Raw genomic sequence first — 12,837 nt, 5'->3', positions numbered from 1 at the left:
GGGACCCGGACCTGGCCCCTGACCCGGGCCCGGACCCGGCACCGGACCCTGGATCGGCCCCATCGCCTGGCGAGGACCCGCGCCCTGGCCAGGATGCGGAGGCTGGTCGACGGGGTGACCCGGGGGCGTGACCGGGCCGGACGGCCCCGGTGGTCGTGAGCTCTTGGGCGGCTCCTCCGGCGGCAGGACGATCTTGCGGAACGGAGTGGTAGGTGCGTCTTGCGTACGTTTCTGGTCGCCGTCGTCCGCCATGGCCTTGAGGTTACGTCACCAAAGAGCGGGATAATTCCGCTATTCCCCCAGCAGAATGAAGTTCTGTAAGGTCCACGAGTATGAGGGGTTTCTACGAGATCGCGGCCCACGACCCTGACCGCCCCGCCCTCCTCGGCGACGGCAGCACGACCTACGGCGCGCTGCTCGACCGCGTCAACCGCGCCTCCAACGGCCTGACCTCCCGCGGAACCCGGCCGGGCGACCGCGTGGTGACCGTGCTGAAGAACGGGGTCGACGCCCTGACCACGATGCTGGCGACGTACCAGATCGGGGCCTACCTCGTCCCCGTCAACTGGCACTCCACCGAGGAGGAGATCGACTACATCGTCGGCGACTGCGGCGCGGAGACGGTGATCTCGCCTGACACCCTCACGGTGGACGAACTGGTGACGGGCCGGCCGGCGACCCCGCCCGACCACCGCCGGGCCGGATCGATGATGCTCTACACCTCGGGCACCACCGGACGTCCGAAGGGCGTGCGCCGCCGGCTGCTGGACCTGACGCCGGAGGAGCTGTACCCGATCCTGATGCGCAAGAGCTGGCGGCACTTCGGGCTGCCGACGGGCGGGGTGCACCTGGTGTGCTCGCAGCTCTACCACTCGGCGCCGTACGGGCAGGCGATGATGGCGCTGCAGCTCGGGCACTCGATCGTGGCACCCGAGCGGTTCGAGGCCACCGCCGCGCTGGAGCTGATCGAGCGGCACCGGGTGACGAACGCGTTCATGGTGCCCACCATGTTCCACCGGCTGCTGGCGGTGCCGGGGCGCGAGTCGTACGACCTGTCGTCCCTCACCCACCTCTACCACGGAGCGGCCCCCTGCCCGCCGGCCACCAAGCAGGCGATGATCGACTGGCTGGGGCCGGTGCTGTGGGAGTACTACGGCTCCACGGAGGCGGCCGTGGCGACCATGGTGTCCTCGCGGGAGTGGCTGGCCAGGCCCGGCACGGTCGGCCGGGCGTTGGAGGGCATGTCGTTCACGATCGTCGGGGAGGACGGCGAGGAGGCGCCGCGGGGCTCGCCCGGCCTGGTCTACATCGGCGGGATCAACCGCTTCGAGTACCACCGCGACCCCGGCAAGACGGCCTCCGCCATGCGCGGGCCCGACTACACGCCCGGCGACATCGGCTATCTCGACGAGGACGGCTACCTGTTCCTGCTGGACCGCCGGACCGACCTGATCATCTCCGGCGGAGTCAACATCTACCCGGCCGAGATCGAGGCGGCGCTGATGGAGCACCCCTCCGTGGCCGACGTGGCGGTGATCGGCGTACCCGACCCCGAGTGGGGGCACAAGGTGGTGGCGCTCGTGCAGCCGGCGGCCGGGGTCCGCGGCGGGGAGCACCTCACCGCGGAACTGCTGCGGCACTGCGCGCCCCGGCTGGCCAGGATGAAGCATCCCCGGGTGATCGAGTACAGGGAGTCGTTGCCCCGTACGCCGACCGGCAAGCTGAGCAGGCGAAACGTACGGGAAACGTATCTTTCCCGCTGAGCTGGGCAGAGACCTGCCCATGAGGGAGATCGCCGCGGGACTGGCCACCATCGCCGCACTGCTCGCCGGCTGCGGGCCGTCTCCCATCTCCACGGGCACCGCCACGCCGTCCGTGGCACGCACCACGACCACGCACGCCGCCTCTCCCTCACCCACCTCCGCGGCTCCGACGGGCTCCCTTGGGTCGCTGGAGTCCGCGTACGAGAGCGTCATCGCCGAGGTGCTGCCGTCCATCGTGCAGATCAACACGAAGACCGGGCTGGGCTCCGGCATCGTGTTCGACCGCAACGGGCACATCGTCACCAACGCCCACGTGATCGGGGAGGCCAACCAGCTCAACGTCACCGCCGCCACGGGCGGCCCGGCCCGGCAGGCCAGGCTGGTCAAGTCGTTCCCCGCCGGGGACCTGGCGGTGATCAAGGTGGACAAGCCCGACGGGCTGAAGCCGGCGCGGTTCGGCGACTCGTCCAAGCTGCGGGTGGGGCAGATCGTGCTGGCCATGGGCAACCCGCTGGGGCTGTCCGGCAGCGTGACGAACGGCATCGTCTCGGCGCTCGGCCGTACGGTCACCGAGCCGCAGAACCCCGGCTCCCCCGGCGCCACCATCGCCGGGGCCATCCAGACCTCGGCCGCGATCAACCCCGGCAACAGCGGCGGGGCCCTCGTGGACCTGTCCGGCCAGGTGATCGGCATCCCGACGCTCGCGGCCACCGATCCCCAACTGGGCGGGGGCGCCGCGCCGGGCATCGGGTTCGCGATCCCGAGCAACACCGCCACCGACATCGCCGGCCAGATCGTCCAGAAGGGCAAGGTCACCAACACCCACCGGGCCGCGCTGGGCATCCGCGGCAGCACGGTCATCGGCACGGACGGCCAGCCGGTGGGCGTGGGGGTCGCCAGCGTGGAGCCGGAAAGCGGCGCCGCGAAGTCCGGCATCCGCGCAGGGGACGTGATCATCTCGATCAACGGCAAGTCGACGCCGACCATGGCGGCCCTGTCCGAGACCATCACCGCGCTCAAGCCCGGGGACCGGGTCCAGGTCGAAGTGATCCAGCCGGACGGGAACCAGGTCACCTACACGGTGACCCTGGGCCGCCTCCCGGGCGACTGACCACCCGGCCGCAGCCCGCGCCCCAGCTCCCGACGGCCTCGGGCAGAGCCCGCGGGCCGGGGCGGTCACTGCTTGGCGGTGAAGACGATCTCGACGCGCCGGTTCTTGGCCCGGTTGCCCTCCACAGGCTCGCCGTCCACCATGTTCGGGAGCTTGGGGCGGCTCTCGCCGTACCCCTGGGCCTGCAGCGTCACCCCGGCCGGTGCCAGCAGCCCGCGCATCACCTCCTCGACGGCCTGCGCCCGTTTCTGGGAGAGGGTGCGGTTGTAGGCGTCCGTGCCCTGGTCGTCCGTGTGCCCCTCGATCTTGACGACGCCGCCCGCGCCCTCGGCCTTCACCTTCCCGGCCACCTTCGCCAGGCGTTCCTTGGCCTCGCCGGTGAGCTGCCACTTGTCCAGCGCGAACAGCACGTCGCTGGTCACCGCCACCGTCACCTGGCGGTCCTGCTTGCTCTCGCTCTCGGTGCCGTCCATCGACTCGACCTCGCCGACGATGTCCTCGACGGGCAGCACGAGGTCCTCGATCACACCGGTCGCGTCCGCCGGAGCGCTCGGCGCGGGCGTCGGGGACAGGACGACGGCCAGCGCCACGCTAAGAGATCGGAACATCGGTGAACACGCCGACCATCGGCATCTCGACGTTGAGCTTGGTGACGTCCGCGGGCGGGGCCGCGAACACCGCGTAGAGCGTCGAGGCGTCCCCGGCCTTCAGGAACTGGCCCTGTGTCCCGGAGCACACGCACGCCGCGTTCGCGCCGGTGCCGTTGCGGGCCACCCGGTAGCGCTTGGCGTTGACCGGGTCGATCAGCGAGACGGCCGAGACTGTGAAGTCGAACGGGCCCGTGCCCATGCCGTTGTGCAGGTTGACCGTGCCGTCGGTCGCGGCGACCGTGAAGTTGAGGCTGAGGGTGCGTCCCTGGCGCTTGAGCGCGGTGATCTCCACCCGCGCCGTGCCGTACGAGCCGCCCGCGCCCATCTTGGCCTCGCGGGTGGCGATGGCCTTGCCGTCCTGCGCGGGGGCGGTCTGCACCGGCGTCGCCTTGGCCATCGGCGGGGTGTCCTCCGGGGTGGGCTGCCGCGCCGCCGCCGCGGTCTGCGACTGTCTCTCCTCGCCGCCGCCGCCCTGCCCGCCCGGGACCAGGCCGCAACCTGCCAGCGCGACGGCCGCGGCAGCCAGCACGAACGTCTTTCGCATGATGTGGTCACCTTCGTTGTCGGGGGTTATGTCTCCACCCTACGGAGGTGACCTTCAGTATTCGTATAGTCCGCTATTGGTTGGCTATGTACGCCGACCGCGCCGCCTGTCGGCCTCCCACGCGAGACGTTCGGCCTCGGCGCGGCCCTGCCGGTCGCCAAGGCGGTCGAACTCTGCCCTGGCACGCGCGAGGGTATCGGCCGCCCCGGCGGGATCGCCGAGGTCCAACTCGATCCCGGCCCGTACGAGCAGCGCCGTCGCCTCCGGCAGCCGGTCGCCGAGCCGGCGGTTGATCTCCAGCCGACGCTCCACGCAGTCGCGGGCCCGCTCGTACCGGCCGGCGGCGCGATGCAGCCGCGCCAGGTCCAGCAGCGCCTCCGCCTCACCGCGCGGGTCGCCCAGCTCCCGGTAGGCGGCCAGGCCCTCCTCTACCGTGCCCGCGTCGCCGCGCAGGGCTCCGAGCGCGCGCAACGCGTCCGCCCGCCCGCGCCGGTCACCTGCCTCCTCGAAGACCCGCAGCGCCCGGACGAACGCCCGCTCGGCCTCCATCGCCTGCGCACGCGTCCCGCCCGCTTGCACCAGGCCGAGCCTGAGCGTGACGCGGGCCAGCTCCAGCCCTTCGACCAGCGGCTGGGCCGCCCGCAGCGCCGCCGCGGCCGACTCCATACGGCCCTCCGCTCGGTGCAGGTCGGCCAGGCCGCGCAGCAGGAGTGCCTCGCCGTGGCGGTGACCGGCCGCCCTGGCCGCGTCGAGGCCGGTGGCCGCGGTCGCGTGCCAGTCGTCGCGGTGCGCGCCCAGCTCGAACAGCGGGGTCAGGTAGAAGGCCAGCCGCCATGCGGCCTCGTACAGGCCCGCTCGGGAGAAGTCCTCGACGGCCGCCACGAGGAAGCGCCGCTCAGCGCTGAGCCACCGCGCCTCCTGCCGCAACCACCCCGTCTCCAGACTCCCCCGGCCCCCGAAGCCAGGCTCGCCCCGGAAAGGAAGGACATCCATCCGGCCGGTGCCGGGCTCGGCCGGGGACGGGACGGCTTCCGCACGACCGGTGCCGGGCTCGGACGGGAGGACCTCTGTGCGGCCGGTGCCGGGCTCGGCCGGGAGGAGGGCGGCCCTGGCCTGGCGGGTCCGTTCGAGGATCTCGCCCGCGCGGGCCGCCAGCACCCCGGCCGGGCCGCCGTCCTCCTCGGCCAGGCGCTCGGCGGCGTAGAGGCGGGTCAGGTCGTGCCAGCCGTACCGCTCCTGACCGGCCTCGTCCAGGCCGCGCGGCTGGAGCAGCCCGGCCGCCACCAGCGGCTCCAGGTCCGCCCCGAACACCCACGACGCGACGTCGGGCGCGGACAGCGCGCCGAGCGAGCGCAGCAGCCGCCGCTCGGGGTCGCGCAGCCCTTGATAGCCGAGCGCGAGGCTCCCCCGTACGGCCAGGTCGCCGGCGCTCAGCTCGTCGAGCCGCCGCCGTTCGTCGCCCAACCGGCCCGCCAGATGGCCGAGCGTCCAGCCCGGCCTCCTGGCCAGCCGGGACCCGGCGATGCGCAGGGCCAGGGGCAGGTGACCGCAGAGCCGGACGATCCGCAGGGCGGCCTCGGGCTCCGCGCCCACGCGCTCGTGCCCGGCCACCCCGGCGAGCAGCGCGACGGCCTCGTCCTCGTCGAGCAGCCCCAGCTCGTACGCCCGCGCCGCCTCCAGCCCGGCCAGCGGCGACCGGCTCGTCACCAGGGTGAGGCTGCCCGGCCCGGTGGGGAGCAGGGGGCGTACCTGGGCCTCGTCGGCGGCGTCGTCCAGCACCACGAGCAGCCTCCTGCGGGCCGTGGTGCTGCGGTAGAGGCGTACCCGCTCGTCCAGCCCGGACGGCACCGCGCCGTCCGGACAGCCGAGCGAGCGCAGCAGATCCTCCAGAACGGCGCTCGGGGGCCGGGCGCCGAGCGAGGCGTAGAGGCGGCCGTCAGGGAAGCGCAGCGAGGTGGCGGCGTGTACGGCGACCGCCGACTTCCCACAGCCCGGCGGCCCGTGCAGCACCAGATGAACGGGAGCGGAAGCGCGCTCACCGGCCACCCGCGCGATCCAGTCGAGCACCGGCCGCCGCCCGGAAAAGTCGGAAATATCCGGCGGCAGCTCGTTGACCGGCTCGGCCTGACCGGCGTCTCCCGCGTCCGGCGCAGGGCCGTCGCTCAGCACCCGCCCGTGCGCGGCGGCCAGCTCCGCACCCGGCTCCAGGCCCAGCTCCTCCACCAGCGTCCGCCGCGCCTCCTGGTACGCGCCCAGCGCCTCCGACCTGCGCCCGGCCTGGTGGAGGGCCTCGATGAGGCGTACCCAGGCACGTTCGCGCAGCGGATGCGCGCCCGTCAGCGCCCGCAGCTCGCCCACGACCTCCGCGCCCCGGCCCAGACGCAGGTCCAGCTCCACGCGCTCCTCCAGCACGGTCAGGCGCAGTTCCTCCAGCGGCACCCCGTGCGCCCGGCGCAGCACCGAAGACTCGACGTCCGCCAGCGCCTGGCCGCGCCACAGCGCCAGCGCGGCCCTGAACCCCTCGGCCGCCCGCGCCGCCGATCCCTCCGCCCGTTCCCGCCTGGCCTGCGCGGCCAGCCGGCCGAAGCGGTGGCTGTCGACCTCGTCCGGATCCACGTCGAGGAGATAGCCGCCAGGCACGGTACGGATGCCGGCGACGAGCTTGCGCAACGCGCTGACGTACACCCTGAGCACCGACTCCGCCGAGGCGGGCGGCCGGTCGTCCCACACCACGGACATCAGCCGGTCGACCGGCACCCGCTCGCCCGCCGACAGCAGCAGCGCGGCCAGTAACGTCCGGTGCTTGGCCGGGCCGGGCGCCTGGCCGCCCTCGATCCGCAGTGGCCCGAGCACCCCGAACCGGGTGCTCACCGGCCCTCCAGCCGCACCGCGCGGCCACCCGGCCCCACGCTGCCGACCGTGCCGACCGTGCCGACCGTGCCGACCATGCCGACCGTGCCGACCGTGCCGATGGTGCCGATGGTGGGCCTCACGTGCCGTTCGCCGGTCTGACGGCGAAGGACTCGAAGCGGACGCGCGTGGACCCGGCAGCGCTGCTCTCGGTGGCGCCCGAGGCCGCGTGCACCCCCACCTCGCCGGGCGCGTACGGGGACTCGGCGTCGGACACCTCGGTGACCAGGCGATCGTTCAACCACAGGCGAAGGGTCACCTCGTTCCCGCTCCGGCCGCACTCGGCCACGATGCGATCGACGGCCGCCCGCTGCGCCCGCGCCGGGCCGTAGAGCGCCTTGCCCTCGGTGCCCGTGCGGCGCTTGACGATCGAGACCTGGCCCGTGCCGCTCACCCCGAACTCGTAGCGCTCTCCCGAGCCCGCCGAGCCGTGGCACCACACACCGTACTCCCCGGTGCCCTCCTCCAGGGTGGCGTTCGCGCTGATGATCACGCCGTTCTCGGGCGCGCGTACCGGGGCCGACTTCCACAGGCGCCACCCGGGCTTGACGGTGAGCTGGTACGCGGAGCCGGACAGGTCGGCGCTGCCGGCGTCGGAGGCGCCGACGGCCCAGGAGTCGGCGAACCCGGCCTCGTACGGCCAGGTCTGCGTCCCCATCCCGAGCCCGGTCCCCGGCATGGTCGCGGCCACGACGGTGGCCAGGGAGACCACCACCGCACCCGCCCCCGCCGCCCACGGCCACCACCGCCGCCTCACCGGACGCCGCGCAGGAGGGACGGCCTGGCCGCCCGAAAGGCTCTGGCCGCCCGGAAGACCCTGGCCAGTCGGAAGGCTCTGGGCGGTCGGAAGGCTCTGGGCGGCGGGGGCCGGCTCCGGAGGGACGGTCCCCGTCCACGTGCGCTCCACCACCTCGGTCGCCGTGGCCAGGCGAGTGCCGCCCACCAGCTCACCCAGAAGCTGTTGCGCCGTGGGACGCCGCCGGACGTCCTTGGCCAGCGCCCGCTCGACCACGCTCCGGATCCCCTCGTCCAGCCCGTCCAGCCGGGGCTCATCGTGGGCGATCCGGTACAGCACCTCCGCAGGCGCCCCGCCGCCGAACGGCAGCCGCCCTGTCCCGGCGAACGCGATCACGCCACCCCACGCGAACACGTCGGCGGCGGGCGTGAGCGGCTCGCCGCGCACCTGCTCGGGCGCCATGAACGCGGGCGTCCCGAGTATCGCCTGACTGGCCAGGCTGTCGTGGTCCACGAGCTGCGCGATGCCGAAGTCGATCACCTTGGGCCCGAGCGGCGAGAGCAGCACGTTGGAGGGCTTCAGGTCGCGGTGGATCACCCCCGCGCCGTGGATGGCGCTCAGCGCGGTCGCGATGCCCACCGCCAGGGCCTCCAGGTTCCCGCCCGACAGGGGCCCCTGCTCGCGTACGGCCTGCGCCAGGTCGGGCCCCTTGACGTATTCGGTGACCAGATAGGCGACGTCGCCGTCGATGCCGGCGTCCAGCACCGGCGCGGTGCAGAACCTGGCCACCCGCCGGGCCGCCGCCACCTCGCGCTCGAACCGCCGGCGGAACGCCGGGTCGCGGGCCAGCTCGGGATGGATGAGCTTGACCGCGGCCAGGCCACCGGTGGGCGTGGCGGCGAGGTGCACCTCTCCCATGCCGCCCCGGCCCAGCGCCCGACGCAGCGTGTAGCCGCCTATGACCCGGTCACCGTTCATCGCAGACACACTAGCCAGAACCCACGTCAACTCACCGATTGCGTCAGCCGGTAGCGCGAGGGCGGGATGCCGTACCTGTCGATGAACGCCTGCCGCAACGTCTCGGCGGTGCCCAGCCCGCACCGCGCCGCGATCGCGGCCATCGGTAACGACGTGGAGGCCAGCAGGTGGGCGGCGGCCTCGGTGCGGGCCTGCCGGACGTAGCGGCCGGGCGTCTGCCCCAGGTGCTTGAGGAACAGCCGGGTCAGGTGCCGCTCGCTGACCCCCGCCTCGGCGGCCAGCGCGGGCGTGCTCAGGTCGGCGCGCAGGTTGGCCCCGATGTGCTGGACGGTCCGCCTGACCAGGCTGTTGGCCGGCGAGGGCGCGTTGACGAACATGCTCATCTGCGCCTGGTTGCCGGGCCGCTGCAGGTAGGTGACCAGGTGCCGGGACACCGTACGGGCCAGCTCGGCGCCGTTGTCCTCCTCGACGAAGGCGAGGGTGAGGTCGAGGGCGGCGGTGACGCCCGCGGAGGTGGCGATGTTGCCGTCTCTGATGAAGATCGGGTCGGGATCGACGACGATGTCGGGGAAGCGCGCGGCCAGAGTCTGCGCCTGGTGCCAGTGCGTGGTGACGCGCCGGCCGTCGAGCAGCCCCGCCGCGGCCAGCACGTACGCTCCCGTGCAGACGGACGCCACCCGCCGGCTCTCCCTGGCCAGCCGCCGGACGTGGCTCACGATCACCGGGTCGGCGGCGGCGTCCTCGTTGCCGATCCCGCCCGACACCACGAGCGTGTCGAGCGGCCCGGTGATCCGTTCGAGGGCGAGCTGGGCGTTGAGGTCGATCGCGGTGCCGGTGGTGACGGCCCGGCCGCCGAGGGTGGCCACGCGGTACTCGTAGTACGGCAGCGCGCCGTGCCAGTTGGCGCTCTCCAGCGTCGAGGTGACGCAGGCGATGTCGAGCAACTCGGCCGCTTCGTACGCCACCACCACGACCCGTCGTCGGTCCATGGCACCGACTGTAGGTGCGGGCTCGATGGACCGACAACCCAGGTTTCCGGACCTACTCGCCCCCGTTCCTTGGCCCCGCGCACCCCCGCCGGACACAGTCGGAGCATGACTACGACAACGACGAAACCCGGTCGCCGCTGGGGCAAGTTCGCCCTCCACTACGTCGAGATGATCATCGCGATGTTCGTCGGCATGTTCGCCCTCGGCCAGCTCCAGTCAGCCGTCGGCCTCGGCGTCTCCCACACCGGGCAGCCGGAGCTGTGGTACCTCTCGATGGCCTTCAACATGTCCGTCGGCATGGCCGTGTGGATGCGCGTCCGCGGGCACCGCTGGGCGCCGACGCTGGAGATGTGCGCCGTCATGTTCGCACCGGCCGTGCCGCTGTTTCCGCTGTTGTGGCTCGGGGGCATCGACAGCGGCACGCTGATGCTGGTCTCGCACGTGGTGATGTTCCCGCTCATGCTGGTGGCGATGCTGCGCCGCCTCGACGAGTACGCCGGGTGCGCTCATTGAGCGCCCTGCGGTAGCCGTCGAGGACGTCCTGCCGCAGCAGGTGCCCGAACCCCGCCCGCGCCAGGCGCGAGCCGAGCATCGGCTCGCTGATCCGGAGGGCGGCCGCGGTGTCGGCCAGGTTCCAGCCGTGCGCGGCCAGCTCGCTCAGCAGGTGGCCGCGCCGGACCTGCGCCTCCGACAGCCTGAACGTCTTCAGGTACGCCAGCCGCCCCTCCGCATCGGTGATCGTCTCGCCGATGTGGTTCTCGGCCTTCCGCTCGAACGAGGGCAGGAACCGGCTCAGCGTGAACCGGCCCATCCGGTAGACCTCCTCCACCCGCGCGGGAGCACGCAGCAGCCCGGCCGCCATGACCGAGTCGTGGAAGCCGGCCCAGTCGCGCTCCGCGCGCTCGGCCTCGGACCGCAGGTCGGCCGGCGACGAGACCGCCCTCTCGTCGATCATCGCGGGGAGGTCTCTCACGGGGTAGAAGAGGGCGTAGTCGTGGACCAGCTCGCCGTACAGGTCGCGGACGAGCGTGGGGTGCAGCGCCCGGTAGTCCTCCGGATGCGGCACCACGAAGGCGCTGGCCAGCGTGTCACCGGCGTACAGCAACAGCCCGCACTGGCCCGGGTAGATCTCGAAGACCTTGAGCGCGTCGTCCAGCCCGCGCACTTCCGCACCGGTGTAGGCCGCCTCGACGCGAGGCGACAGGCCGTGCGCCACCGCCTGACGCGACCACTCCTCCCACGCGATCTCGGGCCCGCCGAAGTGCAGCGCGAGGAAACCCTCCACGGCCAGGTGCAGCGGCAGGAACCTGAGCCGGTTCTTGTCGGCCCTGCGGGCCATCCTGCGCCGCGTCCTGATGCCCACGTGGCGCAGCGGCTGCCCGAGCTGGGTGCCGTACGCCGCCGCCGGGCTGCCGTCGCCGGTCCACGACGCGACGAAGGCGTGCGGCACGTACGCGGTGTAGTACGAACTGTCGGGAAGCGACACCACGCTCAGCTCGTCGCCGTACACCTTGGCGTGCAGCCGCAGGTCCTTGATGGGCACGGGGCGCACGAGCGGCACCAGCCGCAACGCGCCCCAGGTCTGCGCGGGCCGGGTGTCCAGCCCGGTGAGGTCGATCACCCCCGCACCCCCCGGTCGGCGGTCCGGTCGGCGGTCCGGTCGGCGAGGTAGGCCCGCAGCTCCGCCGGCCCCGTGCGCCCCTCGGCGAACCTGGCCAGCTCCACCAGGGCCGGCAGATCCTCGGCGTCGCGGATGCCGGCCGTCGGCACCACCGGCGACAACCGCCGTACCTCCAACTGCTCGGCGTCGTAGACCGGGTTCAGGTGCACGATGCTCACCTCGCGCGCCGGGTCGAGCTTGCGCCGCCAGACGCGCAACACCTCGGCCGCCAGGCCGGGCGGCGCGTTGTCCCAGCCGTCGGAGACGATGACGAGCATGTCGGGGCGGCCCTCCAGCCCGTCGAGGATCCGCCGCCCGAGCCGCGTGGGCCCGGTCGGACGCGCCTGAAGCGGGTCGGCGCGGCCCGAGAGCCACAGATCGCGGTACGACCCGGCCAGCGCCTCCAGCAGGTAGTGGCAGGCCAGCGCGACGGCCAGCGGCCGGCGGCGCTTCACCGGGGAGCCGAACGAGGAGAAGCTGTCGTCCAGCACCGCCGCCACGTCCCCCCAGGTGCCGGCCCGGGCCCCGGCCGTCCTGGCCGCCGCCGCCCGCAGCGCCGCGACCAGCTCGTCCCGCCGCCGCTCCCGCACACCGGCAGCCAGCGAGAGCACGTACGAGGCCACCCTGACCAGCGGCATCGCGGCCAGGTCCACCTCGGTGCGGACGCCGTCGCGCTCGGCCGACTCCGCCAGCCGCAGCCGCTCCAGCCGGGTCAGCCGGGGCGCGATGCGCTCCAGGAAGATCGCCCGGCCGATGCCGTGGCGGGCGGCGAAGCCCTCGGCGACCGTGTACGGCAGCTCGTACAGGGCGGCCTTGTCGTAGTGTGCCCGCCGCCACGCCTCCAGGACGGGCGTGTCGTAGCGGGTGCGGCGGAACGGCGCGAACAGGAAGTCACCCAGCTCGCCCGGCAGGCGCAGGTGCGCGTGCCGGACGGCCGACTTCATCGCCGTACGGTACTTGACCGCGTCGAGGGCCGGGTCGGGCCGCGCGGCCAGCCAGTCGCGGACGAGCGCCCGGGTGCGCCGGTTGTTGACGCCCTCGCGGCGCAGTCGTTCGAAGAGCCGGTAGACCCGGGGCGGGCTCATGCGCCCCAGCCGCCAGGCGATCAGCCGCGCGTCGCCGGCGCCGCCCTTCCTGCCGAGCAGGTTGGCGATGATCAGGGCGGCGTTGTGCTCGTTGATGTCGAGCGCGAGCGTCGCCGCGTACAGGTCGGGGTAGTTGCCGTGCACGTAGTCGTGCAGGAAGCCGAGGGAGAGCCGCTGCTCGCCGGCCGCGCTGTGGAACTCGCGCTGGCCGGTCGAGGTGATCGCCGCGTTCGCGAAGAGCAGGACGTCCTCGCACTCGATCAGGTCGGCAAAGGTCTCCATCGGCTCCCCCGGGGTCGCGGACTGGCCGGGGAATGAGGGCACGAGCTGCGAAGCATCGCTTCAAAGGCGGTTTCCGGAAGTCGCACCGAAGTCCCGCGGCCAGTCTGGTTCCGGACCATACCCGGGATA

11 protein-coding genes are annotated in these 12,837 nt (G+C 73.3%); 3 read left to right on the top strand and 8 right to left on the bottom strand.

Translation table 11 applies throughout. The features are described from left to right. Positions 1–332: 332 nt before the first annotated feature. Both ABD844_RS07755 and ABD844_RS07750 read left to right on the top strand, forming a co-directional pair. Positions 333–1,763, top strand: coding sequence for an AMP-binding protein (locus ABD844_RS07755; RefSeq protein ID WP_344874430.1), 1,431 nt, complete (start codon positions 333–335; stop codon positions 1,761–1,763). A gap of 19 nt (positions 1,764–1,782) precedes the next feature. Then, positions 1,783–2,874, top strand: a complete 1,092-nt coding sequence (locus ABD844_RS07750) for a S1C family serine protease (RefSeq protein ID WP_344874428.1) — start codon at positions 1,783–1,785, stop codon at positions 2,872–2,874. A 65-nt stretch (positions 2,875–2,939) separates the two neighbouring features. On the opposite strand, the gene ABD844_RS07745 is transcribed toward ABD844_RS07750, so the two are convergent. The 6 genes from ABD844_RS07745 to ABD844_RS07720 form a co-directional block, all read right to left on the bottom strand. Continuing rightward, entirely contained in the window at positions 2,940–3,482 is a 543-nt protein-coding gene (locus ABD844_RS07745) for an OmpA family protein (RefSeq protein ID WP_344874426.1), read from the bottom strand. Next, a complete protein-coding gene (locus ABD844_RS07740; RefSeq protein WP_344874424.1) occupies positions 3,466–4,068 on the bottom strand; it encodes a hypothetical protein in 603 nt (200 codons plus the stop codon). Before ABD844_RS07740 ends, ABD844_RS07745 begins: the two co-directional genes overlap by 17 nt. A gap of 84 nt (positions 4,069–4,152) precedes the next feature. Beyond that, on the bottom strand, positions 4,153–6,939 hold the full coding sequence (locus ABD844_RS07735) for an AfsR/SARP family transcriptional regulator (RefSeq protein ID WP_344874422.1): 2,787 nt from the start codon (positions 6,937–6,939) through the stop codon (positions 4,153–4,155). Continuing rightward, positions 6,936–7,061: a hypothetical protein gene (locus ABD844_RS07730; protein WP_344874420.1), complete on the bottom strand. Its 126-nt coding sequence runs from the start codon at positions 7,059–7,061 to the stop codon at positions 6,936–6,938. Before ABD844_RS07730 ends, ABD844_RS07735 begins: the two co-directional genes overlap by 4 nt. Further along, positions 7,058–8,692: a serine/threonine-protein kinase gene (locus ABD844_RS07725; protein ID WP_344874418.1), complete on the bottom strand. Its 1,635-nt coding sequence runs from the start codon at positions 8,690–8,692 to the stop codon at positions 7,058–7,060. Before ABD844_RS07725 ends, ABD844_RS07730 begins: the two co-directional genes overlap by 4 nt. A 26-nt stretch (positions 8,693–8,718) precedes the next feature. Beyond that, positions 8,719–9,681, bottom strand: a complete 963-nt coding sequence (locus ABD844_RS07720; RefSeq protein WP_344874416.1) for a GlxA family transcriptional regulator — start codon at positions 9,679–9,681, stop codon at positions 8,719–8,721. Between the two features lie 105 nt (positions 9,682–9,786). Here ABD844_RS07720 and ABD844_RS07715 point away from each other — a divergent pair, with 105 nt between their 5' ends. Further along, positions 9,787–10,194 carry a hypothetical protein gene (locus tag ABD844_RS07715; protein ID WP_344874414.1) on the top strand — a complete coding sequence of 136 codons (408 nt, stop codon included), beginning with the start codon at positions 9,787–9,789 and terminating at the stop codon, positions 10,192–10,194. On the opposite strand, the gene ABD844_RS07710 is transcribed toward ABD844_RS07715, so the two are convergent. Together ABD844_RS07710 and ABD844_RS07705 are read right to left on the bottom strand one after the other, a co-directional pair. Continuing rightward, the gene (locus tag ABD844_RS07710; RefSeq protein WP_344874412.1) at positions 10,139–11,302 is read right to left on the bottom strand and encodes an ARPP-2 domain-containing protein; all 1,164 of its coding nucleotides are present in this window, start codon (positions 11,300–11,302) and stop codon (positions 10,139–10,141) included. The genes ABD844_RS07715 and ABD844_RS07710 overlap by 56 nt on opposite strands. Continuing rightward, positions 11,299–12,708 (bottom strand): hypothetical protein, encoded by a 1,410-nt coding sequence (locus ABD844_RS07705; RefSeq protein WP_344874410.1) that lies wholly within the window; start codon positions 12,706–12,708, stop codon positions 11,299–11,301. The genes ABD844_RS07710 and ABD844_RS07705 overlap by 4 nt, the downstream gene beginning before the upstream one ends. Positions 12,709–12,837: the final 129 nt, after the last annotated feature.

Origin of the sequence: Nonomuraea antimicrobica, assembly GCF_039536965.1 — a bacterium.
Taxonomy (GTDB): domain Bacteria; phylum Actinomycetota; class Actinomycetes; order Streptosporangiales; family Streptosporangiaceae; genus Nonomuraea; species Nonomuraea antimicrobica.
Note: the sequence above shows the minus strand (reverse complement) of the source record. Positions and strands in the feature narration are given on the sequence as shown.

Coding starts and splice junctions, on each gene's coding strand:
- ABD844_RS07720 (WP_344874416.1), bottom strand. CDS start 9,681: ATGGACCGACGACGGGTCGTGGTGGTGGCGTACGAAGCGGCCGAGTTG.
- ABD844_RS07740 (WP_344874424.1), bottom strand. CDS start 4,068: ATGCGAAAGACGTTCGTGCTGGCTGCCGCGGCCGTCGCGCTGGCAGGT.
- ABD844_RS07725 (WP_344874418.1), bottom strand. CDS start 8,692: ATGAACGGTGACCGGGTCATAGGCGGCTACACGCTGCGTCGGGCGCTG.
- ABD844_RS07715 (WP_344874414.1), top strand. CDS start 9,787: ATGACTACGACAACGACGAAACCCGGTCGCCGCTGGGGCAAGTTCGCC.
- ABD844_RS07755 (WP_344874430.1), top strand. CDS start 333: ATGAGGGGTTTCTACGAGATCGCGGCCCACGACCCTGACCGCCCCGCC.
- ABD844_RS07745 (WP_344874426.1), bottom strand. CDS start 3,482: ATGTTCCGATCTCTTAGCGTGGCGCTGGCCGTCGTCCTGTCCCCGACG.
- ABD844_RS07705 (WP_344874410.1), bottom strand. CDS start 12,708: ATGGAGACCTTTGCCGACCTGATCGAGTGCGAGGACGTCCTGCTCTTC.
- ABD844_RS07750 (WP_344874428.1), top strand. CDS start 1,783: ATGAGGGAGATCGCCGCGGGACTGGCCACCATCGCCGCACTGCTCGCC.